Source organism: Streptomyces sp. NPDC008125 (genome assembly GCF_042957125.1).
In the GTDB taxonomy this organism is placed as follows: Bacteria; Actinomycetota; Actinomycetes; order Streptomycetales; family Streptomycetaceae; genus Streptomyces.
Genome location: NZ_JBIBHR010000027.1, coordinates 1 through 23,431, shown reverse-complemented (window position 1 = coordinate 23,431; position 23,431 = coordinate 1). Strand labels below are relative to the sequence as shown.

The 23,431-nt window shown below is 69.9% G+C and carries 19 protein-coding genes, 1 pseudogene and 1 riboswitch; of the genes and pseudogenes, 13 read left to right on the top strand and 7 right to left on the bottom strand.

The window, feature by feature from the left end:
• Positions 1-30: 30 nt before the first annotated feature.
• On the bottom strand, positions 31-2,103 hold the full coding sequence (locus ACFZAX_RS32135; protein WP_390965980.1) for a sigma-70 family RNA polymerase sigma factor: 2,073 nt from the start codon (positions 2,101-2,103) through the stop codon (positions 31-33).
• A gap of 390 nt (positions 2,104-2,493) precedes the next feature.
• Here ACFZAX_RS32135 and ACFZAX_RS32130 point away from each other — a divergent pair, with 390 nt between their 5' ends.
• From ACFZAX_RS32130 to ACFZAX_RS32110, 5 genes are all read left to right on the top strand, one after another.
• A complete protein-coding gene (locus ACFZAX_RS32130) occupies positions 2,494-3,975 on the top strand; it encodes a pectinesterase family protein (protein ID WP_390965978.1) in 1,482 nt (493 codons plus the stop codon).
• A gap of 45 nt (positions 3,976-4,020) precedes the next feature.
• A complete protein-coding gene (locus ACFZAX_RS32125; RefSeq protein WP_390965976.1) occupies positions 4,021-5,472 on the top strand; it encodes an RICIN domain-containing protein in 1,452 nt (483 codons plus the stop codon).
• A gap of 177 nt (positions 5,473-5,649) precedes the next feature.
• On the top strand, positions 5,650-7,182 hold the full coding sequence (locus tag ACFZAX_RS32120; protein ID WP_390965974.1) for a family 43 glycosylhydrolase: 1,533 nt from the start codon (positions 5,650-5,652) through the stop codon (positions 7,180-7,182).
• A gap of 123 nt (positions 7,183-7,305) precedes the next feature.
• Complete coding sequence (locus tag ACFZAX_RS32115) at positions 7,306-8,448, top strand: hypothetical protein (protein WP_390965972.1); 1,143 nt, start codon at positions 7,306-7,308, stop codon at positions 8,446-8,448.
• 57 nt (positions 8,449-8,505) lie between these two features.
• Complete coding sequence (locus ACFZAX_RS32110) at positions 8,506-9,258, top strand: ZIP family metal transporter (protein WP_390965970.1); 753 nt, start codon at positions 8,506-8,508, stop codon at positions 9,256-9,258.
• Between the two features lie 143 nt (positions 9,259-9,401).
• Here the strand turns inward: ACFZAX_RS32110 and ACFZAX_RS32105 are convergent, their stop codons facing one another.
• Together ACFZAX_RS32105 and ACFZAX_RS32100 are read right to left on the bottom strand one after the other, a co-directional pair.
• Positions 9,402-9,743, bottom strand: a complete 342-nt coding sequence (locus ACFZAX_RS32105; RefSeq protein WP_390966040.1) for an N-acetyltransferase — start codon at positions 9,741-9,743, stop codon at positions 9,402-9,404.
• Positions 9,744-9,758: 15 nt separating this feature from the next.
• Positions 9,759-10,787 (bottom strand): annotated as a pseudogene (locus ACFZAX_RS32100) (pirin family protein); the annotation flags it as partial.
• Between the two features lie 75 nt (positions 10,788-10,862).
• Here ACFZAX_RS32100 and ACFZAX_RS32095 point away from each other — a divergent pair.
• Complete coding sequence (locus tag ACFZAX_RS32095) at positions 10,863-11,351, top strand: carboxymuconolactone decarboxylase family protein (RefSeq protein WP_390965968.1); 489 nt, start codon at positions 10,863-10,865, stop codon at positions 11,349-11,351.
• A 298-nt stretch (positions 11,352-11,649) separates the two neighbouring features.
• Positions 11,650-12,852, top strand: a complete 1,203-nt coding sequence (locus ACFZAX_RS32090) for an undecaprenyl/decaprenyl-phosphate alpha-N-acetylglucosaminyl 1-phosphate transferase (RefSeq protein ID WP_390965967.1) — start codon at positions 11,650-11,652, stop codon at positions 12,850-12,852.
• Positions 12,853-12,904: 52 nt separating this feature from the next.
• Here ACFZAX_RS32090 and ACFZAX_RS32085 read toward each other — a convergent pair whose 3' ends face one another.
• Together ACFZAX_RS32085 and ACFZAX_RS32080 are read right to left on the bottom strand one after the other, a co-directional pair.
• Positions 12,905-14,419: a sodium:solute symporter family protein gene (locus ACFZAX_RS32085; protein WP_390965965.1), complete on the bottom strand. Its 1,515-nt coding sequence runs from the start codon at positions 14,417-14,419 to the stop codon at positions 12,905-12,907.
• Between the two features lie 161 nt (positions 14,420-14,580).
• The gene (locus ACFZAX_RS32080; RefSeq protein ID WP_390965963.1) at positions 14,581-15,855 is read right to left on the bottom strand and encodes an enolase C-terminal domain-like protein; all 1,275 of its coding nucleotides are present in this window, start codon (positions 15,853-15,855) and stop codon (positions 14,581-14,583) included.
• Positions 15,856-16,818: 963 nt separating this feature from the next.
• Positions 16,819-16,965, top strand: a riboswitch (adenosylcobalamin (AdoCbl) riboswitch).
• A 3-nt stretch (positions 16,966-16,968) separates the two neighbouring features.
• Here ACFZAX_RS32080 and ACFZAX_RS32075 point away from each other — a divergent pair.
• A complete protein-coding gene (locus ACFZAX_RS32075) occupies positions 16,969-17,184 on the top strand; it encodes a CbtB-domain containing protein (RefSeq protein ID WP_390965961.1) in 216 nt (71 codons plus the stop codon).
• A gap of 22 nt (positions 17,185-17,206) precedes the next feature.
• Positions 17,207-17,980, top strand: a complete 774-nt coding sequence (locus ACFZAX_RS32070; RefSeq protein ID WP_390965959.1) for a CbtA family protein — start codon at positions 17,207-17,209, stop codon at positions 17,978-17,980.
• Between the two features lie 156 nt (positions 17,981-18,136).
• Here ACFZAX_RS32070 and ACFZAX_RS32065 read toward each other — a convergent pair whose 3' ends face one another.
• Positions 18,137-18,484 carry a tetratricopeptide repeat protein gene (locus tag ACFZAX_RS32065; protein WP_390965957.1) on the bottom strand — a complete coding sequence of 116 codons (348 nt, stop codon included), beginning with the start codon at positions 18,482-18,484 and terminating at the stop codon, positions 18,137-18,139.
• A 234-nt stretch (positions 18,485-18,718) separates the two neighbouring features.
• Between ACFZAX_RS32065 and ACFZAX_RS32060 the strand changes: the two genes are divergently transcribed.
• Together ACFZAX_RS32060 and ACFZAX_RS32055 are read left to right on the top strand one after the other, a co-directional pair.
• Entirely contained in the window at positions 18,719-19,192 is a 474-nt protein-coding gene (locus ACFZAX_RS32060; protein ID WP_390965955.1) for a hypothetical protein, read from the top strand.
• Positions 19,193-19,197: 5 nt separating this feature from the next.
• On the top strand, positions 19,198-19,611 hold the full coding sequence (locus ACFZAX_RS32055) for a hypothetical protein (RefSeq protein ID WP_390965954.1): 414 nt from the start codon (positions 19,198-19,200) through the stop codon (positions 19,609-19,611).
• A 273-nt stretch (positions 19,612-19,884) separates the two neighbouring features.
• On the opposite strand, the gene ACFZAX_RS32050 is transcribed toward ACFZAX_RS32055, so the two are convergent.
• A complete protein-coding gene (locus ACFZAX_RS32050; RefSeq protein ID WP_390965952.1) occupies positions 19,885-20,634 on the bottom strand; it encodes a transposase family protein in 750 nt (249 codons plus the stop codon).
• 521 nt (positions 20,635-21,155) lie between these two features.
• On the opposite strand from ACFZAX_RS32050, the gene ACFZAX_RS32045 reads away from it, so the two are divergent.
• Positions 21,156-22,066, top strand: a protein-coding gene (locus ACFZAX_RS32045) for an IS5 family transposase (protein WP_390965950.1) whose coding sequence is annotated in 2 segments (ribosomal slippage) — positions 21,156-21,504 and positions 21,504-22,066 — 912 coding nt in all. Because the reading frame shifts where the segments join, the coding sequence is not laid out codon by codon here.
• 69 nt (positions 22,067-22,135) lie between these two features.
• On the top strand, positions 22,136-23,431 hold a 1,296-nt coding region (locus tag ACFZAX_RS32040; RefSeq protein WP_390966038.1), incomplete at its 3' end, for a transposase.

Below are 23,431 nucleotides of genomic sequence, written 5' to 3'. Positions count from 1 at the left end.
TGGCCCCCTTCCACGGCGCAGGGCCGCCGGTCACGAGACGGTCATCGTCGCTCCGGCCGCCGTGCCGGTCCCGGCGCGCGGGGCGAGGAACGCGGTTCGGGGGAGCGCCCCGTCCGCGGCGCGGGGAGCGCGTGCCGAGTCGGGGTCGGTCGAGGTGAACCGCGCGGTCCCTCGGCCGTCGTCCCAGCTGTTGCCGGCGGAGCGGACGCCGGCGCCCAGCGCGACGTCCCGGCCGTTCGCCGCCGCCACGTTGGCTTCGGCGAGGGCCGCCGCGGTGGTGAGGTGGAAGCCGTCCACGCCGTTGCGGTAGGCGGTGTTGCGGGTCAGCGAGATCCGGCCGGGGTTCCCCTCGTCGGTGAATCCCAGGCCGGTGTTCTCCCAGGCCGCGTTGTTCCGTACGACGTGGGCGACGGCGGCCCGGGTGTTGCCGCCGCCGAGCGTGAAGCCGTTGCCGTTGCCGAAGGACCAGTTGCTCTCCACGGTCACCGGGCTGGTGAACCCGCCCAGGTCCACGCCCTCGTCGGCGTTGTCGTACGTACGGCAGCCCTTCACGAGGTTGCCCGCCCCGGAGCCGAACTTGATCGCGAGACCGACGCCACCGCGGCCGTCGGCGTCGCGGTTGGCGTAGAAGTCGCTGTCGAGCACGGAGTTGGACTCGGTTCCGTCGTCACGCAGGGTCAGGCCGGACTCGGCGTTGTCGTGGAGGGAGAGCGACTGGAAAACCGTGTGGGCACAGCCGCGGCAGACGTACGCGTGGCTGGGTGAGCCCTTGATCTCCAGCCCCCGTACGGTCCAGTAGTCGGCGGTCTGGGTGATGGCCCAGGCACCCCCGTGGACGCCGGACGCGTCCACCACGGGTCGTTCGCCCGGGTAGTTGGCGAGGGTGATGCGGTGCTCGGCGTCGGCGTCGGTGGTGATGTCCACCGCTTCGGTGGGGCGGTAGGTGCCGCCCCGCATGAGGACGGTCCCGCCCGGCCTCACCAGAGCCACCGCCTTTCCGAGCGTGGCGAACGGGTGCGCGAGGCTCCCGTCGCCGCCGTCCGAGCCGTCCGGGGCGACGTACAGGCTCAGCGCGGCGACGTCGTTCCCCGAGGACGGGGAGGCCACGGCACGGGTCCGGACGGGTGCCGGGGGCGCGGAGGAGGCTGGAGGCGGGGAGGCCGGTGACTGCCAGAGCAGGAGGCCCAGGGTCCCGGCGGCGATCCCCGTCGCGGCCACCACGGCGGCCGCCTTCGCCTGGGAGCCCGCCAGGGAGAACGGCCCGCCCACCCGGGCCAGCACGGTGGGGGCGGTGGTCGCGGCGGCAGTCTCCCGCAGCCACACCAGCAGAGCCGCCGGCACGGCGACGAGCCCGATGCCGGGCAGCAGGTTCTCCGGAGGGACCAGGCCGCTTCCGTGCGCCCGGCACTGCGGGCAGTCCCGCACATGACGGGTGAGGCGCTTGCGCCACAGGGCGCTGCCCGTCCCGTCCCACCCCCTCGCCTCGGAGAGGAGGCCGGGACAGCGTGGTGTGGCTGCCAGGGCGTGCACCAGGGTGCGCGCCGCTTCCAGCCGGTCCTTCATCCGCTGGACCCGCACGGCCGTGTGCCGGCGGTCGAGGCCGAGGGAGGCGGCGACTTCGGACCGGGTGAGGCGGCCCGACGCCTCCTCCCAGTAGAGGGCGAGCACCTGCCGGTCGGCGGGTTCGAGCCAACGGGTCGCGCGGGCGAGATGGCGGCGCTGGCCGGTCAACGCGAGTTCGGCGACCGTGCGCTCGGCGAAGTCCGGCAGGGGGTCGGGCACGCTTTCGACGTCACGGTGGGCGGAGTTCCCGCCCGCCGCCCGCCGCTGGTGCTGCTGGATCTCGCGGTACGCGATGGCCACCGCCCAGGAGCGGAACCGGTCGGGCTCGCGCAGCTTCGGCAGACCGCGGACGACCCGCAGCATGGTCTCCTGGACGAGGTCGTCGGCATCGGCATGCCCGTTCAGGGCCCGCCCGACGATCCCGTAGACCAGCGGCAGATGCAGGGCGACCAGACGTTCCGTCGCCCGTCGGTCGCCGTCCCGTGCGGCGTACGCGAGGGCTGTGACGTCTTCTTCGGGGTAGGTCCCGCGCTCCGTCATGGTCTCTGCCCCACCGGTCATTCATCCGATCGATCACGCCAAGAGCCCGCATCGTGGCACAGCGCCGGTGCGCTGTAAAGATCCATTACGAGACGTTGTGCGGACGGTCCGGGGACCTGGCCGGTGCATGAACAGGCTTGTGGGAAAGGTGCGTTGACCGACCATGCGTGGCCCGTACGGACAACGGCCGCCGGTCGGCACTTCGTGCCGGGAAGGCGATCCGTCCGGGCACGGTGCGAGAAGCTCCGCTCTTTCCCGAAAAATTTCCGCGAGATTTCTGTTATCCCCCTCCGCCCCACGCATCTACCAGGTCGCTGCGGCTCCTCCAGCCGCGGCCGGCACCCGGGCGACGGACCCGCTGCCGTACGAGCCGCACGAAGGAGCACGCGCATGAGGCGAGATCCCACAGCACGACCCGGCCCGGCCGACGGACACCGGCACCACCGAAACGCGTCGAGGTTCGGTGCGCTGATCGCGGCGTTCGTGCTCGCGGTGTGTGCGGTGGTGGTGGGTGGCGCGGTGTCGCCGGCCGTGGCCGCGACGTTGCCGGCGACGGGTGGGGTGTACCAGTTGGCGGTGACGAAGAGCGGTAAGTGCATCGATGTGCCGGCGGCTTCGACGGCGAACGGCGCGCTGTTGCAGCAGTGGGGGTGCACCGCTGATTCGGACTGGCAGCAGTTCAGGCTGGAGTCGGCGGGTTCGGGGACGTACCGGCTGGTGAACGTGCACAGCGGCAAGTGCGTGGACGTGCCGGACTTCTCGACGGTGTCGGGGACGCGGTTGCAGCAGTACAGCTGCGCGGGCCGGACGAACCAGGCGTGGACGCTGGTGGCGAGTGGTTCGGGGACGTTCCAGATCGTCAACGTGAACAGTGGTCTGTGCGTCAGTGACGAGGGTGCGTCGACGACGAACGGCACCGCGGTCATCCAGGAGACCTGCACCGCCAACACCAACAAGCAGTGGGCCTTCAAGCCCGTCTCCACCACCCGCAACACCGTCGCGGCCGACGGAACCGGGACGTACACCTCCGTGCAGGCGGCCATCGACGCGGTCGGGACGGGCAACGCGAGCCGGGTCGTCGTCACGATCAAGCCGGGCACCTACCGGCAGGCCGTGACCATCCCGGCGAACAAGCCCTACATCACGCTTCAGGGCACCGGCGACTCCCCCGACGACGTGGTGATCGTCGGCAACCGCAACGCGGGTGACTACGGCACCTCGGGCAGCGCCACCGTGGTCGCCCTCGGCCACGATTTCACCGCGACCAACCTGACGATGTCGAACGACTTCGACGAGAACAGCTCCGACACCGGTGACCAGGCGTTGGCGCTGTATCTCGACGCCGACCGGGCCCTGCTGGACAACGTGCGTCTCCTCGGTGACCAGGACACCTTCCTGGTCAACAACAACGCCCGGGTGTATGTGTGGAATTCGTACGTCGAAGGCACGGTGGACTTCATCTACGGCGGTGGCGTCGCCGTCTTCGACACCAGCCGGATCCACGAGAAGCGGACCACCGGCGGACCCATCACCGCGGCCAGCACCCCCGCCGAGCGCGCCTACGGGTTCCTCTTCTACCGGTCCACCGTCACGAGCACGGTGAACAACACCACCCAACTCGGCCGCCCATGGCGCCAGGACGCCCAGGTCCTCTACCGCGAGTGCACGCTCTCGGCGGCCGTCGCCACCGCTCAGCCGTGGACGAACATGTCCACGAGCACCTGGCAGAACGCCCGGTTCCGTGAGTACCGCAACACCGGTGCCGGAGCCACGGTGAACGCCAACCGGCCGCAGCTCACCGACGCCCAGGCGGCCACCTACACCCCGCAGAAGTACCTCGCGGGCACCGACGGATGGAACCCCGTCCGCTGATCCGGTCCACAACTTCCTTTCCCGATACGAGAGAAGAGGGAACCCATGTTCAACAGGAACGGCACCAGGTTCGGTGCGCTGATCGCGGCGTTCGTGCTCGCGGTGTGTGCGGTGGTGGTGGGTGGCGCGGTGTCGCCGGCCGTGGCCGCGACGTTGCCGGCGACGGGTGGGGTGTACCAGTTGGCGGTGACGAAGAGCGGTAAGTGCATCGATGTGCCGGCGGCTTCGACGGCGAACGGCGCGCTGTTGCAGCAGTGGGGGTGCACCGCTGATTCGGACTGGCAGCAGTTCAGGCTGGAGTCGGCGGGTTCGGGGACGTACCGGCTGGTGAACGTGCACAGCGGCAAGTGCGTGGACGTGCCGGACTTCTCGACGGTGTCGGGGACGCGGTTGCAGCAGTACAGCTGCGCGGGCCGGACGAACCAGGCGTGGACGCTGGTGGCGAGTGGTTCGGGGACGTTCCAGATCGTCAACGTGAACAGTGGTCTGTGCGTCAGTGACGAGGGTGCGTCGACGACGAACGGCACCGCGATCATCCAGGAGACCTGCACCGCCAACACCAACAAACAGTGGGCCTTCAGGCCGGTCACGACCGGACGGTCCTGGTCGGACAAGGCGGACGGCTTCGCCTCCACCGGCGGCGGCACCACGGGCGGCGCGGCAGGCAGCACGGTGACCGTGACCACCTACGCCGACCTGGTCAAGTACGCCACCTCCACCAGCCCGTACGTCATCAAGGTCGCCGCCGCGATCACCGTGGACCCGTACGGCCGCGAGATCCCGGTGACCTCCGACAAGACGATCATCGGCGTCGGCACCAAGGGCGAGATCGTGCACGGCGGGTTCTTCCTGGGCACCGGCGTCCACAACGTCATCATCCGCAACCTCACCATCCGCGACACCCAGATGACCGACGACGATCCGGACGACAAGGTCTACGACTACGACGGCATCCAGATGGACACGGCCGACCACATCTGGATCGACCACAACCGCATCGAGCGGATGAACGACGGCCTCATCGACAGCCGCAAGGACACCACCTACCTCACCATCTCCTGGAACGTCATGGGCACCGAGAACAAGGCCCTCGGCATCGGCTGGACCGACAACGTCACCGCCCGGATGACCATCCACCACAACTGGATCCACGACACCAACCAGCGCAACCCCAGCATCGACAACGTGGCTCTCGCCCACCTCTACAACAACTACCTGCAGAACGTCACGTCCTACGGCAACCTGTCCCGGGGCGCCTCGAAGACGGTCATCGAGAACGGCTACTTCGAGAACGTCGCCAACCCCTTCAACATCGACACCACGGCGGCGTCCCTGACCCAGTCGGGCAGCGTCATGGTCGACTGCACCGGAAAGCAGGTGACGAACGGGACGACCTTCACCCCGGGCAGCTACTACGCCTACACCCTGGACGCGGCGAAGGACGTGCCCGCCCTGCTGAAGGAGTACGCAGGCCCGCAGAGCAACATCGGCGGCTGACCCCGTCCCCGTCTCCGGGACGCCCCCGTCGGCACCGTTCACCGGGGCCGGCGGGGGAGGGGGCCGGGTGCGGGCCGGCCGACGGTCTGGGGCACCATGCGGGAGCGACACCCGCACGTCCCCACCCACCCCCACGACCTGGCAGGACGCGCACGACGGCCCGACCCGAGGATGGACATGGCGTACTTCGACAACCCCGTGATACCCGGCTTCAGCCCGGACCCGAGCATCTGCCGCGCGGGCGAGGACTACTACCTGGCGACATCCAGCTTCGAGTACGTGCCAGGGGTGCCGCTCTGGCACAGCCGTGACCTCACGCACTGGCGGCTGATCGGCCACGCCCTCGACCGCCCCGCGCAGTTGGACCTCTCCGACACCGTCGCCTCCTCGTCCGGGGTGTACGCGCCCACCCTGCGCCACCACGACGGGCGCTTCTGGATGATCACGACCGTGGTCGGCGGCGTCGGCACCGTGCTGGTGACCGCCGCCGACCCGGCCGGCCCCTGGTCGGACCCCGTACCCGTCAGGATTCCCGGCATCGACCCGGACCTGGCCTGGGACGAGGACGGCACCTGCTGGTGCCTCTTCTCGCACGACGGGATCAAGGGCGTGCGTATCGACCCGAAGTCGGGCGCACTGCTGGGCGAGCCGGTGGACATGTGGTCGGGGACCGGACTGCAGTACCCCGAAGGACCGCACCTCTACTGCGTCGGCGACTGGTGGTACCTGCTGCTCTCCGAGGGCGGTACGGAACGCGGGCACGCCCTCTCGGTGGCCCGCGCCCGTACGCTGCCCGGCCCCTTCGAGCCGCACCCGGACAACCCCGTGCTCTCCCACCGCAGTACGGACCACCCGGTGCAGAACACCGGCCACGGCGACCTCGTGCGGGCCCACGACGGCAGTTGGTGGATGGTGCTGCTCGGCACCCGCCCCCGGGGCGACACCCCTGGTTTCCACGGCATGGGACGGGAGACCTTCCTCGCTCCGGTGCGCTGGGAGGACGGGTGGCCCGTGCCGGGACCCGTGGAACTCCGTTCCCGGGCTCCCGAGTTGCTTCCGCATCCGTGGCCGGAGGAGCCGCACCGCGACGACTTCGACGCCCCCGCGCTCGCTCCTCGCTGGGTGACCCTGCGTCGCCGCGACCCGGAGGCCGTCGACCTCGGCGCGAAGCCCGGCCACCTCGTACTGAACGCCCGCGCCGAGGCGCTGGACCGGCCCGGCGCCGTGTTCGTGGGACGGCGCCAGCGCGATCCGGAGTGCGTCGCCCGTACCCGGACCGACGTCGCCGAGGGTGGGCGGGGCGGCCTCGCCGTACGGCTCGACGAGGCGCACCACTACCAGGTGGAGCGGGAGGGCGACACGGTGCGTGCGATCGCCCGGATCGGTCCGGTCCGCCAAGCGGTCGCCGAACGCGTCGTACCCGCAGGTCCGTTGACCCTGCGCGTCGACGTGACCACCACCGACGCGCTGCCGCCCACCATCACCGTCCGAGGCGCCGGCCCGCAGGCAGGAGCCGGTCTCCGTGTCGGAGCACCCGACACCCTGCGGCTCGGCTACGAGACGGAGGACGGGGAGTTCGAGGTCCTGGCCGAGCTGGACGGCCGCTATCTCACCACCGAGGTCGCCGGCGGATTCACCGGCCGGGTCGTCGGGATGTACGCGACCAGGGGCAGCGCCGCCTTCGACTGGTTCGAGCTGAGCTCCGCCTGACGCCGTACCCACCCGCGGGAACGACGTCCTGCCTGGTGCGGTGCCGGTTTCCCCTCCGCTCCGAGGGCACATGAGAACGAGCGTCGGGAAGCACGGGCGGGTGCCCGGAAGGGAGTGTGCGGGTTGGATGAGAAGATGCGGTGGTCGGCCGCGGTGCGGTGGCTGGAGCGGGAGTGGGAAACGGTACGCCGATCGGTGCACTGTGCCTTCGAGCAGGCCGGTCCCGAGCGGGACACGCTTGTCCAGTCGCTCAAGGCCGCGATGGCGGCCATCGCCGCGTGGGCGCTGACAGGATGGTGGCTCCAGGCGCCGATGGCGCTGCTGGCCCCCTGGACGGCCGTCGCCCTGGTCGGCGGCACCGTGTACCAGTCCCTGCGCATGGGCCTCCAGCAGTGCGCGGTCATCGCCGTAGGCACGGTGTGGGCCTCTGCGGCCATGGCGGTCACCCGGGACCAGACCATGGCCGCGATGCTGCTCACCGTGCCGTTCATGACCCTGCTCGGGAACTACCGCAGGTTCGGGAACCAGGGCCTCGTGGGAGCCACCACGGCACTCTTCGTGATCACCGCCGGCTCGTCGAGTGCCTTCACGGTGGGGCACCGGCTACTGGAGACTCTGATCGGAGCGGCCGTGGGCATCACGGTCAACGCGCTGGTCCTGCCCCCGGTCCACCTGCGCAGTGTCCGCGACCGGCTGGGCCGTTTCGCCCGGGGCACCTCGGACCTGCTCGGCGCGATGGCGCGTGGTCTGCGCGAGGAGGACGGGCTCGACGGGGCGAGGAGCTGGGACGCGGAGGCCACGCGTCTCGCGCTGTCTCTTCAAGGAGTGGCCGACGCCCGCGCCTGGGCGTTGGAAGGAGCCCGGCTGAATCCGGCCATGCGCCTGCGGCGTACGGGCCCGCCGCCTCCGCCCGTCTCGGAGGACATGCGGTGGGGGCGGGTGTCCTCGCGCGTTCTCGCCGTCACGCGGACGTTGAGCGGGATCGGCGGCGGTGACGCGGACCTTCCGGGGCCATCCCCCCGTTTCCTGGCCGATCTGGCGGACGTGCTCGACCAGGCGGCGCGTGTGTGTGCGCGGAAGGGCATGCCGCCGCCCTTCGACGGTTCGGCCCCCGAGCGTGAGGACCCCGTGGTCGAGGAGGCGTGGGCCTCGCTGCGCGCACTGTCCGACGCCTTCAGTCTCCAGGAGGGAGCGGCGGCGGCCGTGGGCGGAGAACTCCTGGTCGAGGCGCGACAGTTGCTTCACGAGCTGGCCCGGCCGTCCTGAAAGCACGCTGTGTACACCCGTTGTCGTACGGCGCCGGGGGGCGGGTAGGCGCGGGGCATGATCGAAGTGGTGGAAGCAGGTGGCTGGGGTCTCCTGGCAGGTTCGGCGCTGCTCCTCGGGGCCGGGGCCGGGTACGCGTGGCGGTTGCCGCACTGGCTGGTCGCGTCGGTGATGGCCTTCGGGGCCGGCGTGCTCCTGTCGGCCGTCTCGTTCGAGCTGGTGGGCGAGGCGTACGAGCAGTCGGGACTGACTCCCGCCGTGCTCGGGACAGCTGCCGGAGCCGCGCTCTACACGGCGGGGAACATCGCGCTCGCCCGGCAGGGCGCCCGCCACCGCAAGAGGTCGGGACCGCGCCGGCAGCCCAGCGAGTCCCAGCAGGCAGGCTCCGGCATGGCGCTTGCGCTGGGAGCGCTGTTGGACGGCGTACCGGAGTCCGCGGTCATCGGCGTCGGACTCGACGGGGGAGGATCGGTGAGCCTGGTGACCGTGGCCGCCGTCTTCATCAGCAACATTCCCGAAGGCCTGTCGAGTTCGGCGGGCATGCGTGAGGCCGGGCGTGGCAGGGGCTATGTCTTCGGGGTCTGGAGCGCGATCGCCGGGGCCTGCACCGTGTCGGCGGTCCTGGGCTACGCGGTGGTCGGCGACATGTCTCCCCTGGTCACCGCGTACGTCACAGCCGTGGCCGCCGGAGCCATCCTGGCGATGATCGCGGACACGATGATCCCGGAGGCGTTCGAGGACACGCATCTGGCGAGCGGGCTGGTCACCACCAGCGGCTTCCTCCTGTCATTCGCCCTCTCCCACCGGTGAGACACGAGTGGACGGGACCGGTGGAGCGGGGCCGCCGGTGTGCCGCCGTCACGCGGCACACGCGGCGTCTGGCCCGCTCGCCGGTCCAGTTTGATCCGGACGGAAGACCTGGTGGTGCCCGGCCATGATCCGCCGGGCACGACCTAACGCGAGCGAGCCGCCTCCAGCCACTCCAGGACCTCCGGGGTGACCGGGTCGGTGATGTCGGCGAACTCCGTGTGCTTCGTGAGGAACTTGGCCACATAGGGGCAGACCGGCACGATCCGCTTGCCCGAGGCTCGTACGTCGCTGAGGGCCTGCGCCACGAGGACGGACGCCAGGCCCTGGCCGGCGAACGCGTCGTCGATCTCGGTGTGGAAGAAGACGCGCTGTTCGTCGCGGTCGCGGTAGGCGGTCAGTCCCGCGCGGACCCCGTCGACGTGGATCTCGTAGCGATGCCTGGCGTCGACGCGCTGGACGCTCGGGGTGGGGGCGGGCTGGTTCATGGTGTTCCTTTCGGTGCGGGTCGGGTTGCCTCGGGGCGAGAGGGCGGCGTTCGGGAGCGAGGGGGCGGGGATGCGGTCGCCGGGGTAGCCGTCCACGTGACCGAAGCGGCTCGACGCCGCTTCCCACGCTTCACGCGCCTCGACGATGTCCTCGTGGCTGCGGCCCACGAAGTTCCACCACATGACGATCTTCTCGTCGAACGGCGTGCCGCCCACGAGCACGGCCCGGGCGGGCGCGTCGGATGCGTTGGTCAGGGTCAGTGTGGTGTTCCCCGGGCCGACATAGCCCAACTCCGCCGGGCTGAGCAGGGTTTCGCCCATGCGGATGCTCCCCTGGTCCACGAGCAGGCCGTGCTCGAACGCGGCGTCCGTGTCCAGTGTGACGGTCGCGCGGGGTTCGACGACCAGTTCGGCTCCGAGCAGCGGGGTGAACGTCGGTACGGGAGAGGTGTCCCCGGCGAGCGAACCGAGGAACACCCTGATGGCGGCGCCGGGTACGTGCACCGCCCCGGGGGCGTGGTGGCGGAAGTCACGGCCGGTGAGCCGGTGCTCCTCCGGAAGCGCCACCCACAGTTGGACGCCGTGCAGGACCGTGGTGCCGGGAGTCGAGACCTCGGTGTGGCTGATCCCCAGGCCGCCGGTCATGAGGTTGAGTTCACCCGGGCGCACGTAGGCGTGGCTGCCCAGGCTGTCCCGGTGCTCGATCTCCCCGCTGAACAGCCAGCTGACCGTCTGCAGGCCGGTGTGCGGATGGGGCGCCACGTCCATCCCGCCCGTCTCGGCGACGTCGTCGGGGCCGTAGTGGTCGATGAAGCACCAGGCGCCGATGAGCGTGCGGGCCCGCTGCGGCAGGGTGCGCCGTACCGTCATCGCCCGGGGGCCGCCCAGAGGCACGTCCCGGGCGGTGAGCACCTCCACCCGGGCCGCGTCCGCCGGGTCTCCGTGCGCTCCGGTCTCCGGGGGTCGCGCGATCCGGTCCGGACCGGTGCCTCCGGTCCCCGGCGTCCCGCTCCCGTCAAAGGTGCTTTCATGTTCAACGATCATGCTCGATGGTAAGCCGCCGCCCGTCCGGGCGCGCGGGGTGGTGGAGGGGCGAGGCGCCCCGGTGAGGAGACACGGGTGAACGGCACCGAGGCGGCACGCGGCGCACGGCGGATCTACGTCGACAAGCAGAGCCCGAAGCCGTACCACGCACTGGTGGCGACCTCCGACGCCGTGCGTACCGCCGCGGAGGAGGCGGGGCTGAGCCGCACCCTGGTGGAGCTGGTCAACCTGCGGGTCTCCCAGATCAACGGATGCGCCTACTGCCTGGACGTGCACACCCGTGCCGCGCTCCGCGCGGGCGACACGAGCCGGCGGCTGGGAGTGCTGGCGGCCTGGCGCGACACCGAGGTGTTCACCGCACAGGAACGAGCCGCCCTCGCTCTGGCGGAGGCGACGACGCACCCCGCCGACGCCGCGCTCCAGGAGGCCTCCTACGCGCTTGCGCGGGAGACCCTTTCCGACGACGAGATCGCGGCCGTGATCTGGGTGGCCGTCACGATCAACGCCTTCAACCGGGTCTCGATCATGAGCAAACACCCGGTGCGTGCCCTGCCGGGGCAGTGAGGCGTACGCGGGTCGGCCTCCCGGGTCGGCGAGGCCGGCGCGGGACCGTCTCCCGGGCGGTTTCGCGCGGTCATCTTGTCAGGTGACCACCTGTTCGGTTTTTCCTCGAACTCCAATCAAAGCGCCCCTCTGCGTGTTATTTAGGGCATATCGCGACATGTGCACCTTAGGTTGTGGAACGACTCCACTCGGGTGGCGCGGTGCGCCGCCCCGGTTTACGCGTTCCGAGGGCGCCGTGCGGGGCCGTCCCGTCCGGCGCGGGACGCCGCGGGGCCAGGAACGAGGAAAGGCAGAGCAGGTGAACGTGGTCGGCGTCATCATCTCCGGGGCTGTCGCGCTGGTGATCACCGTGGCACTCACCGCGGTCGTCCGCGGACTTGCCCCGGTCATCGCGGCCAGGGGCGGGCGCCGGGGGCCTCGGCGAACCGTCGGGACGGGCGTCGCGGTGGTCCTGGCGACCACCGGCGTCATGCTCGCCGCACCCCGACTGGGCCTCCCGGAACCCGGTTTCGGGGTGCGACTCCTCCTCACCGCGTCCTCGGCGGTCGCGGTGCTCGGACTGGTGAAGGAGTTGCGCCCGGTCGGCGCCCGGACGGAACTCGTCCTCCATGCCGCCCTGGCGGCACTCGTCGCGGCGTTCTCGGGACTCTCCCCGGTGGCAGCGGTGTTCGGGGCCCTGCTCGTGGTGGTCCTCACCCACGCGCTCCAGCTGCTGGACGGATCCGACGGCACGGCGGCCGGAGTGACAGTCGTCCTCGCCGCCGGACTGCTCACCTGCGCGGCGGTCGACCACCACCCCGGCACGGTGCTGCTGCTCGCCGTGGTGGCCGCCTCCGTCTCCGGCGTACTCCCCTACAACTGGCCGCCCGCGCGCGTCTTCTACGGCTCCTGCGGATCGCGCTACACGGGCTTCCTGCTGGCGGGCTCCGTCCTGCTGCTGCTCGCCGGAGCGCCGTCGGGGAGCGCGGCCTGGGTCTCCGTACCCTCGCTGATGGCGGTGGCCCTCGCCGACCTGGCCCTCGTCCTGCTGTCCCGGCGGAAGGCGGGCCGGTCCCTCCTGGCGCCGGGACAGGACCACGCCGTGCACCGGCTGCGCCGACTCCGTCTGACGCCACGGGGAGCCGCCGTCACTTTGATCCTGGCGACGGCGGCCTCCACCGCCACCGCCACGCTGATCCACACCGGCGTGTTCCACCCGGCGGCCGGCCTCGCGCTGCCCGCGGCCGTGGCCGTGGCGGTCGTGGCCCTGCTGCGCGTACCGGTCTACACCCCGCCCGCGCCACGTACCGACATCCGCCGCAAACCCACCGGTGCCGGCCTCTCCCAGCAGGCCCCGGCGCCCTCCTCGACGCGACACAGGCCCACCGTGCCCGGCCCCACGCAGCAGGGCGCCCCCGAGCCGAAGCCGGGGACGCCCGCCCGCACCACCGCACCGCACATCGCCGCCACCAGGAAGTCGGCCGAAGGGCGTCCCGCGGACCTGGCGGGCGACCGGCGCTGACGTACCTGCGCCGCCCCGTCGGCACCGACGTGACCGGCGCTCGCGGGGCGGGTCAGACCTGTTCCGCCACCGGCTGCGGGGCGGCCTCCGCGGCACCGGCCTCCGGACCGGAGAGGGCCGCCACCACCGCGTCGGCCTCCGCGTTCGGCTCCGGCAGGAGGAGGCCGAGCGCGGCGTAGACGACGAGCGAGGTGACCAGCGGGGTGACGATCACCGTCGTCTGGGAAGCCCCGGCCAACCCGTACTTGACGACGAAGTAGCCGGCGAGACCGAGCGCCCAGGACGCCAGAGCCGCCCGCGAGCCGCAACGGCGGAACGCCGGCAGCAGCCCCAGCAGCATCGGGATGGAGATCGGTCCCATCACGGCCGCGACCATGCCGACGACGATCCCGAGGACTCCGCCGAAGTGGTCGGCCTCGATGGCCACGATCATGGAGACCGCGATGAAGACGACCGTGACCACCCGCGCCGTCAGCAGTTTCCGCTCGTCCACCGCGTTCCGGAAACCGGGCACGAGGGCGGGCAGGATGTCGCGGGTGACCACGGACGAGATGGCGTTGGCGTCGGAAGAGGCCATGGCCATCGTGTGGGAGAACATCCCGGCGAGCGTCAGACCGACCAGCCCCGCCGGCAGATAGGACTGCGCCATCAGCGCGTAGGTCTGCTGGGGATCGCCGATGTGGGGCATGAGCACCGGCGCGGCGACGGCGGGCAGCAGCAGCACCGCGGGCCAGACGAGGTACAGGACGGCCGAAAGTCCGGCCGAACGCCGGGCCGACTCGGGCGAGTCGGTGGCCATGTACCGCTGCGCCAGGTTCCACATGCCGCCGTTGTACTCGAAGAGCTTCACCACGACGTACGCGGTGAGGAAGCCGGCGGTGTACGGCCCGACCAGCGGGTCCGTGTGGCCCTCCGGGAGCCGGTGCCACAGGGTGCCCAGACCCGAGATGCCGCCCAGGTGGTCGAGCACCACCCACATCATCGACAGCGCGGCCACCCCCTGGATGACGAACTGTCCGAACTCCGTCAGGGCGTCCGCCCACAGACCGCCGACCGTGCAGTACAGAAGGGTGATGACGCCGGTCAGCAGGATGCCCTGGGTCATCGACATCCCGGTGAAGACCTCCAGGAGAATCGCCACCGACGCCCACTTGGCGGCCACGTCGAAGACCTTCAGCAGCGTGCCGCTCCAGGCCAGCGCCTGCTGGGTGGGGACGTTGTAGCGGCGCGCGAGGTACTCCAGCGGGGAGGCCACCTTGTAGCGCCGCCGCAGCCGGTTCCACCGGGGGGCGAAGAGCCAGGCGCCCATGCCGGTGCCCACGGCCAGCGGCAGGAACGCCCAGACGTACACGGTGATGCCGTAGTCGTAGGCGACCGCCGCGTAGGCGACGAACACGGCCGCGCTGTAGCCGGACATGTGGTGCGAGATGCCGGTCAGCCACCAGGGCATCTTGCCGCCGCCGGTGAAGTAGTCGGAGACGTCGCTGACGCGCCGGTGCGACCACACGCCGATGAGCAGCATCACCAGGAAGTAGCCGCCGACGGCGACCCAGTCGAGCCAATGCATGGGCTTACCTTCTTGTTGCTGGTACGGGCCCGTCACGGGCGGCGCCGTCACCAGGACGGGCTCGTCACATGGACGGGCTTGTCACGGGAGGAGGGTGGGGGAGCCGGAGGCTGTCGCCCCGGGCGTGCGGGCACCGCGCCGGCGCCCGCACGCGCCCCTGGTCACCAGCGCGGTGACTTGTTCTCGTACGACGGGTCCAGCCGGCGCATGTAGCCGGTGTCGTCCCGGTTGCGCAGACCGCAGCGCAGGTACTGCTCGTGCAGCCTGGCCAGCGCGTCCCGGTCCAGCTCCACCCCCAGGCCCGGGGTACGGGGCACGGCGACGGAACCGGCGCGGAAACCGATGGCCCCGGGGACGATGACGTCCTCCGCCGGGTCCTTCCACGGCCAGTGGGTGTCGCAGGCGTAGGAGAGGTTCTCCGTGGCGGAAGCCAAGTGGGTCATCGCGGCCAGGCTGATGCCGAGATGGGAGTTGGAGTGCATGGACAGGCCCATGCCGAAGGTGTCGCAGATCCCGGCCAACAGCTTCGAACGTTCCAGGCCGCCCCAGTAGTGGTGGTCGGAGAGCACCACCTGCACCGCGTCCTGGCGCACCGAGGAGTGCAGCTCGTCGAAGGCGACCACGCACATGTTGGTGGCCAGCGGCATCGAGGCCTCGCGGGCGACCCGGGCCATGCCCTCCTGTCCCGGAGTGGGGTCCTCCAGGTACTCCAGCACGCCTTCCAGGGCGCGCGCCACCTTCAGCGAAGTCTCTACGGTCCAGGCCGCGTTGGGGTCCAGCCGCAGCGGAGTGGTGGGGAACGCCTCGCGCAGCGCCAGGACCGCCTCGACCTCCTGCTCCGGCGGCATGACCCCACCCTTGAGCTTGATGGCGGTGAACCCGTACTCGTCCACCATGCGCCGGGCCTGAGCCACGATCCCTTCGGGGTCCAGGGCAGCGCCCCAGCAGTCGGGCTCGTGCCCCGGATGCGCGTCCCACTTGTAGAACAGGTAAGCGCTGAAAGGCACGTGGTCGCGTACCGCACCGCCGAGCAGATCGCTCACCGGGCGGCCGACGGCCTGGCCCCGGATGTCCAAACAGGCCACCTCGAAGGGGGAGAAGACCCGGTCCACCGTGCTGCTCGTGGTGATCATGCCCGTCAGGCCGTGGCCGTCGCTGCCGGAGTCGCTGCCGATCACCTCGGCGATCCGCCGGCGCATCGGACCGGTGGCGTGGACGTCCATGCCGGTGATCGCGTCGGCAGCCGCACGCAACCGGCGCAGATGCCCCTCGTCGGCGTAGGTCTCGCCGAGCCCGGAAACACCCTGATCGGTGTGGACTTCGACGACGGCGCGGAGCGCGTACGGCTCGTGGACGCCGACCGCGTTGAGGAGAGCCGGGTCCTTGAACGCCACGGGGGTGATCCCGATGCGGGTGATCCGCAGGCTGCCGCTCATCACAGCACCTCCCCGGCGACCCCACCGGCGCCGCTGACGGCCCCGGCCGTCACCAGAGCGCGGCCCAGGGCGACGTCCGGAGCGAACGGAGTCACGGGAAAGAACAGAACGCCCTCTAGCATGAAGCACCCTTCAGGTTCATATATATGAACGTTGGTCAATATGGCGAATCGCTGCACGGAAAGTAGGCGCCGTGGCGCGCCGAGGTCAAGGGCCATGCATGGGCCGCTTTCAGTCAGGCGGGCGCGAAACCATGGAGGTGTGACGGCTGCGGGTGCGGCTTCCGGCCAAGAGTTGGAGGGCGTCGGGATGTCGACCGCGAGAGGGCGGGTTGGCTGTGTGCATGCCTCTTTGGCTGGGAAGATGTCGGGCGGCTGTCCGGTGCCGGCCGCCCGGGAGGGGCGGATGGAGGCCTTGGGGCATCGCCGATCGGGCGCGGATTTCTTGGGCGAGTTTCAGCCATGGCGGGGCAGGGGTGAGGTATGCCGGGCGCCGGGTGAGCGTGCGGAGGCGCCGCAACTGTTCCGCCAGGTGCACAACTGTGCGTGACCATGCACGATGGGGCGCGACACGTGGGGGTGCGACAGGGGCATGGGGGTGCGGCACGGGCCGCGAGGGTGTACGACCGGGGGCGGTCGGGTGGGTGCGGCTGTGTCAGGTGGGGCCCGGGTACTCAGGCCGACCGTGACCGGTCTGCCCGCCCATCCGTCCGGACCGGACGGATGGGCGGGGCCGGAACTGCGGTGCCCGGCGAGAGATGCCGACGGCGGGGGAGCCGAGCCGGCCGACGGCATCGCCGGTGAACCGGCGTCGTGCGGTGCGGGGTTCGACGCCGGCGAGGCGAATATCACCCGCAGGGGCATCGCGTCATTTTGTCGCCTTCCTCAACGGCCTTTTCCGGCCTGCACGTTGACGGGGCGGCGATACAACGCCCCATGGCGGCGCTCGAACACAGGCGCTATGGTCTCACCAGCATGACGACGGTGTAACGGAAGTCCGGTGAGAATCCGGCACGGTCGCGCCACTGTGAACCCGTACCTGCGGGAAGTCAGACCCAGCACCGTCGTCTCAGGCACCACGATCGGGACGCGTGTTCCCTCAGGAGGTTCTGCCATGGCACACGTTGCCGCACCCTCGACCGGCGTACCCGCCGTCACCCCCATATCGCTGAAGGCGATCGCCCCGTGGGCGGTCTTCTTCGGCATCCTCATGCTCGTCCTGCTGTACTTCGTCGGCGCGGAGCAGGGCGCCACCTCGGTCTTCTCCGGCGAGGCCGTTCACGAGTGGGTCCACGACGGCCGTCACCTTCTCGGCTTCCCCTGCCACTAGACCTCAGGGGAACCGAACTCTCATGAACTCCGTATCCGTTCGAGCGCTCCTGGTCCGCGGCATGCTCGCGGGCCTGCTCGCGGGCGTCGCGGCACTCCTCGTCGCCTACTTCCTCGGTGAGTCCCGGGTGGACGCGTCCATCGCCCTGGAAGAAGCCCACAACCACGACCACCACGGCGGCGAGGAACTGGTCAGCCGGACGATGCAGGCCACCGGCGGCCTCGCCACCGGTGTCCTCGTCTTCGGCGTCGCCGTCGGCGGCATCGCGGCACTCGTCTTCTGCTACGCCCTCGGCCGCATCGGGAGCTTCGGCCCCCGCGCCACCGCGGCCCTGGTCGCGGGGGCGGCGCTGCTGACCGTGTACCTCGTACCGTTCCTGAAGTACCCCGCCAACCCGCCGGCCGTCGGCAATCCGGACACCATCGGTCAACGTACGGGGCTGTTCTTCCTCATGGTGGCGCTGAGTGTCCTGCTCGCCGTCGCCGCCGTCATCGCCGGGAGGAGGCTCGCGCCGCGTCTCGGCAACTGGAACGCGACCATCGCCGCGTCAGCCGGATACGTCCTGCTGATCGGACTCGCGTACGTGTTCCTGCCGTCGTTCGACGAGGTGGGCGCGGACTTCCCGGCGACTCTGCTCTGGGAGTTCCGGCTCTCCACCCTCGCGGTCCAGGCGACCCTCTGGGTGAGCTTCGGGCTGATCTTCGGGGCCCTCACCGAGCGCTTGCTGCTTTCCTCGCGGGGGCGGGACGCGACCTCCCGGGACGGGGTTCCCCGGACCGCCGGGGCGGTGGGCTGAACCCACGCGCGGCTGAGTCACCCCCCCCCGTGTGCGGCCGGAGAGCTCACCGGCCGCACACGCGGGGGGCCGCACAGGCGGGGGGCCGCACAGGCGGAGGTCGTGCCCCGGTACCCGACGCCGCTCAGGGCTCCGCGACGGCTGACGGCGCCACGGTCACTCGGTGCCGAAGTCGCCGTTCAGGGCGGCGGCCATCCGAAGATGCGGCCCGGCTTCCTCGTGCCGGCCCTGGCGCTCCAGGGTGCGGCCCAGCAGCAGGCGCGCGTAGTCCTCGACCGGGTCACGCTCCAGGACGATCCGCAGCTCCGCCTCCGCCTTCCCGAGCCGAGCCGAGTGGTAGTAGGCACGGGCGAGCAGCAGACGCGGGGCTACCTGCTCGGGGACCTCGTCCACGAGCCCGCCGAGAATGCGCGCCGCGGTGAGGTACTCCTTCGCCTCGAAGAAGAACTGTGCGCGGTTCCAGCGGTCGGCGGCCGTGCCGAACTCGTAGTAGGTGTCGTCCATGTGCTTCCTCCTCTGCCGCCGGCGGGGCGGCTGTTCGAGCCTCCCGCCCGTGTGATCGCGACAACATACCCCGGTGGTTGAATATTCCACTAAATCGGGGAGGTGGCGATCGCGCCACGGGCCCGGCCGGAGCGCAGGATGTGTGTGGACGTTCCGACAACGCGGCGAGGTGCCGTAGCTGTCGTCGCGCACCCGCCAGGAATTGCGGGACAGCCCTTAGGCGGAGATGGCGTCGTGGGCGGTGGGGCACTCTGTCTCACCGGTTTCGGCTGCCTCGGTGGCGGTTTCGTGGTCGCGGGCGGCGTGGCCCTTATCGGCACCGGTGCCGTTGGCGTGGGCGATGGCATCGGACGCATCAGCGATGGACTGGGCAAGGCACTCAGAGAAGGCAAGGCACTCACAGAAGCCGATTCCGAAGCCCAAGTGTCGGGTGGATCGCCTGGCCGAGATCTCATGAACCCGCATTCCATGACTGGTGCGTCGCCGGAAGAGGTCAGAGAGATGGCAGCGGCGATGGGTTCTAAAATGGAAGACGCTCCCCACGTAACGGGGGGAGGATTTTTTATCACGAAGGGAAATCCGACCATATTGTACGAGAATGGGCTTCCGGGAATGCGGAGACTGGATCATCAGGGCCCGTACATCAAGTACCAAGTCGGTAAGAAGGTAACCAGAATTCCTTTGCAGGGCAACCCTGCCCTTCCCTAGCTGTCGTGTCGATGCGCCGCAGGTTGCTGCGGCGCATCGATGTCGGATTATTGATTGGTGTCATTGTGGAACGCCTCGGTGAAATCGAAGAGTGCATCCTAATTAATGCACGAGAGATGTCCTCGCTATGGTCCGTGCTGGCGGACTGGACTGGGTCAGAAGATGAAGAAGTATGGGTTGAGTTTGAGTCGATTTTTGCCTCGGTGATGGAATCCTGGGTCAAAAAAGGATATCTTGAGATTTATGAAGGTGAAGATTGGCCCGCCCATGAAGCGGGGCGCCTAGTGCCAGTGAGCGAGGTCCATGAAATGCTCACGAGCCATGAATCTTGGACGTATTCGGAATCCCCGACTCGTGTAATTAGTTTGCTTCCAGGGGTAAATTTTGGTGATTTGCTGCTGAGGTTGGGGGGTAAGTAGCGAGGCGAGTCTCGTACGGGAGTCTTGATCGGGTGGTTGCCGTCGGCTGCGAGCATGAAGGCAAGGCGTCTTGGTGGCTCAGGGTTGCGAAGTCAACCGAGATCCAGGAGATTCTGTTGCCGCAGTTTTACGTGCTCGCCCCGGTGAATTTCAACTCTCCTGCTCCGTCGTGTGATTGCGTCGCTCACAGGTTCGGGAATGCGGCCGATCACACCGAACGTGTTCGGCGGTATCCCTCGGACATGACGGACGCGGAGTGGGCAGTGAGCCATTTCAGCGTTGCCTCTCCAGGGTGAGGACGGCTTTTGCGATGACAGTCATGCGGTTGGGGCTGATGCGGGATCTGCGGAAGATCCGCCAGGACTTCAGCCGTGCCATGCCTCGTTCGACGGGCGCCCGGGCCGCGGAGAGGGCCCGGTTCCTGGTCCGCTCAGTGAGGGTGAGTTCGCCGCCCGGCGGGCGGCGCTTGGCGGTGGTGACCCAGTCGCCCGCGCCGATGTAGGCCATGTCGGCGAGGATCGGAACGCCCTGGCGTTCACAGATCCGGAGGATCTTGTGGGTGCGGGCGGCGGTCAGGTCGTGGGTCCGGCCCGGCAGGGCCGGCGACAGCCACAGAATCTCGCCGGCCAGGTCGGTGACCACCTGCAGGTTCACCCCGTGCCGCTTGTGCTTCGCCGAGTAATCGGGCCTGCCGTCGCCGACGCGGTCGCACTCTGCGAGCGTGCCGTCCAGAAGGACGAAGTCCGGGTCGTGCGCGCGCAGCGCCTTGAGTAGACCGGGCGCCTGGTCGGTGAGCAAGCCGGTGACGGTGGTGACGTAGGAGTGGGCGGTGCCGACGGATATGCCGAAGCCGGCGGCGATGCGGGCGAGGGTGTCGTGGTGGCGCAGGTACACGAGTGCGACCAGCGCACGGCGGTGCGGCGGGAGTTTGCACCGCCGGTCACCCTCGCGGGTGACGATGAGCATCGTGACCCCTTCGACCAGGGCGTGCGGGAGGTCGAGTGCGGCAGGATACGGAACCAACAGGGCTCCTATGCTGCTGAGTTGAGACTTCGAACACCTCCCTCGATGGCACGGGAGCCCTGCCCGTTGCGCACCCCGCCCCCTCACCCGCCTCATCACTCGATCAGTGGCCACGCTGAAAAGGCTCAATCAAAACGATGGGAGGGCTATTTCGAACCCAGCGCAGGTCGTCCCCGCGAAGATGGCGCCTCGGCCTGGCGCAACGTCACGCACGGTGACAGCCCGCCCGGCGCGCAGCAGGGCAAGTTCGAGAGCGGAGCGTCAGCGTTCGTCCGCCATGGGGGAGACGCGGAACAGGCGCTTAGGCTTCGGGGCGGAGCGACGGTGAAGGAGGGTTCACTGTCGGACGACACGCGCCACCAGACTCCCGCGGTCGAGCGGCCAGTCGGCGGGCGAGGACCGGCTGATCGCCAGTGTCCTCTGCAGCAGGGCGGCTCGGACAGCTACGGTTGAAGCACTTCTCGGAGTACTTACTGTACCTGTGGTTCATGGGCGACTGAGGTCGGTCGATAATTGATCTTGTGGCGGGTCGAGGCGAGCTGACGGATGCGGCATGGGAGCGGATAGAACCGCTGTTGCCGCAGGTGGACGGGCGTGGCCGTCCGTGGCGTGACCACCGCCAGGTGGTCAACGGGGTGCTGTGGCGGCTGCGAACCGGGGCCCCGTGGCGTGACCTCCCCGACCGGTACGGGCCGTGGCAGACCGTGTACGAGCGGTTCGCCCGCTGGGAGGCCGATGGGACCTGGGTGAAGCTACTGGAACATGCCCAGGTCCGCGACGACGCGGTGGGCCGAGTGGAATGGACCGTCTCGATCGACTCCACCATCAACCGGGCTCACCAGCACGCCGTCGGCGCCCGCAAAAAGGGGATACACACCGGGACGAACTGGAAGATCCGGGCCGCTCGCAGACGCGCCAGGCCCTCGGCCGCTCCCGAGGTGGACTGACCACCAAAGTCCACCTCGCCGTCGACGGCCGGGGCCTTCCCTTGTCGATCGTGCTCACGCCCGGCAACGTCAACGATGCCACCGTCTTCGGCCAGGTCCTCGCCGGGATCCGCGTCCCGCGCGCCACAGGAGGCCGCCCGCGCACAACGCCCGAACGCGTGCTGGGCGACAAGGCGTACTCCAGCAGGGCGATCCGCCACCTGCTGCGGCGCCGAGGCATCGTCGCCACGATCCCCGAGCGCCGCGACCAGGCGGCCAACCGCCGACGACGCGGGACCCTCGGCGGTCGGCCACCCGCATTCGACAAGCCCATCTACCGCGACCGCAAGGTTGTCGAACGATGCTTCGCCCGCCTCAAGCAGTTCCGCGCGATCGCGACCAGGTTCGATAAACTCGCCGACCGCTACCGAGCCGGAGTCGTCCTGGCAGCCCTGATGCTCTGGCTCCGCGAGCCGCTCGGTGATCATTTGTCAGACAGGCTCTAGAAGACTGATGAAGATCTTAGGCTTCTGGCCCTGCCGCGTGAGCGGCAGGGCCAGACTCGTTGTGTGGCGATGGGTGAGCGGGTCGGGGAGAGCGTCGGGCCGGACGTGTGGGAGACGTGCCGGGATCTGATTCCGGCCGGGGGTGTGTTCGCGTTCCTGGCCGAGCATCGGGGTGAGCTGTTCCCGGTCGAGTTGTTCGTGGACATGTATCCGTCGGCGAACGGGCGGCCCAGCATGCCGCCGCAGATCCTGGCGGCGGCGATCACGTTGCAGGCCCTGCACGGGCTGTCGGACTTCGAGACGGTGCAGGAACTGCGGTGCGACCTGCGGTGGAAGGCCGCGTGCGGGCTGGGGCTGCACGACATGGCGTTCGATCCGTCGCTGCTGGCCTACTTCCGCCGCAGACTGGCCCGCTCCGCCCGGCCGAACCGCGTGTTCGAGGCCGTGCGCGAGGTGGTGAAAGCGACGGGTGTCCTGAAAGGCAGGCACCGCAGGGCACTGGACTCCACCGTGCTGGACGACGCGGTCGCCACCCAGGACACCGTGACCCAGCTCGTCGCCGCCGTCAGGGCGGTGATCCGCGAGGTCCCCGGCGCCGGCACGGTCGCCGCGATCCATTGCACCGCCCACGACTACACCGACCCCGGCAAACCGAAGATCGCCTGGAACGACGGGCAGGCCCGCGCCGATCTCGTCGACGCGCTGGTCGGTGACGCGCTGCGGCTGCTGGGCCACCTGCCCGACCAACAACTCGGCGAGAAAGCAGCGAACGCGGTCGGCATCCTCGCCTTGGTCGCCGGCCAGGACGTCGAGCCGGCCGATGAATCGGACGGCCGTGACGGCCGCTGGCGCATCACCCGAGGCACCGCCCCGGGCCGGATGGTCTCCACTGTCGATCCGGAATCCCGGCACGTCCACAAGACCCGCACCCACCAGCAGGACGGCTTCAAAGCCCACCTGGCCGTCGAGCCCGAGACCGGCTTATACACCGCCGTCGCCCTGCGGCCCGGCGCCGGACCCGAGCACCACGAGGCCGCCGTCGCCCTGGACCTCCTCGCCGACGAAACCACGGTGCTGGACGCCTTCGGCGACACCGCCTATTCCACCGGCCCGACCCGTCAGGCCCTGCACCAGGCGGGACACCGGCTGTTCCTCAAACCCGCACCACTACGGCCCGCTGTCCCGGGCGGCTTCACCCTCGACGACTTCACCATCGACACCACCACCGGCACGGTGACCTGCCCCGCCGGACACACCGTTCCCCTGTCCAGGCCCGGGGGACAACGACAGCAGCGCACAGCCAAGTTCACGAATCTGTGCATCGGATGCCCCTTGCGCGGACGGTGCACCACAGCCAGGGCCGGA

Excerpts from the sequence above, each read along its gene's own strand:
- ACFZAX_RS32110 (WP_390965970.1), top strand. The coding sequence starts at position 8,506 with ATGATCGAAGTGGTGGAAGCAGGTGGCTGGGGTCTCCTGGCAGGTTCG.
- ACFZAX_RS32125 (WP_390965976.1), top strand. The coding sequence starts at position 4,021 with ATGTTCAACAGGAACGGCACCAGGTTCGGTGCGCTGATCGCGGCGTTC.
- ACFZAX_RS32075 (WP_390965961.1), top strand. The coding sequence starts at position 16,969 with ATGGCACACGTTGCCGCACCCTCGACCGGCGTACCCGCCGTCACCCCC.
- ACFZAX_RS32065 (WP_390965957.1), bottom strand. The coding sequence starts at position 18,484 with ATGGACGACACCTACTACGAGTTCGGCACGGCCGCCGACCGCTGGAAC.
- ACFZAX_RS32130 (WP_390965978.1), top strand. The coding sequence starts at position 2,494 with ATGAGGCGAGATCCCACAGCACGACCCGGCCCGGCCGACGGACACCGG.
- ACFZAX_RS32105 (WP_390966040.1), bottom strand. The coding sequence starts at position 9,743 with ATGAACCAGCCCGCCCCCACCCCGAGCGTCCAGCGCGTCGACGCCAGG.
- ACFZAX_RS32120 (WP_390965974.1), top strand. The coding sequence starts at position 5,650 with ATGGCGTACTTCGACAACCCCGTGATACCCGGCTTCAGCCCGGACCCG.
- ACFZAX_RS32070 (WP_390965959.1), top strand. The coding sequence starts at position 17,207 with ATGAACTCCGTATCCGTTCGAGCGCTCCTGGTCCGCGGCATGCTCGCG.
- ACFZAX_RS32080 (WP_390965963.1), bottom strand. The coding sequence starts at position 15,855 with ATGAGCGGCAGCCTGCGGATCACCCGCATCGGGATCACCCCCGTGGCG.
- ACFZAX_RS32085 (WP_390965965.1), bottom strand. The coding sequence starts at position 14,419 with ATGCATTGGCTCGACTGGGTCGCCGTCGGCGGCTACTTCCTGGTGATG.
- ACFZAX_RS32135 (WP_390965980.1), bottom strand. The coding sequence starts at position 2,103 with ATGACGGAGCGCGGGACCTACCCCGAAGAAGACGTCACAGCCCTCGCG.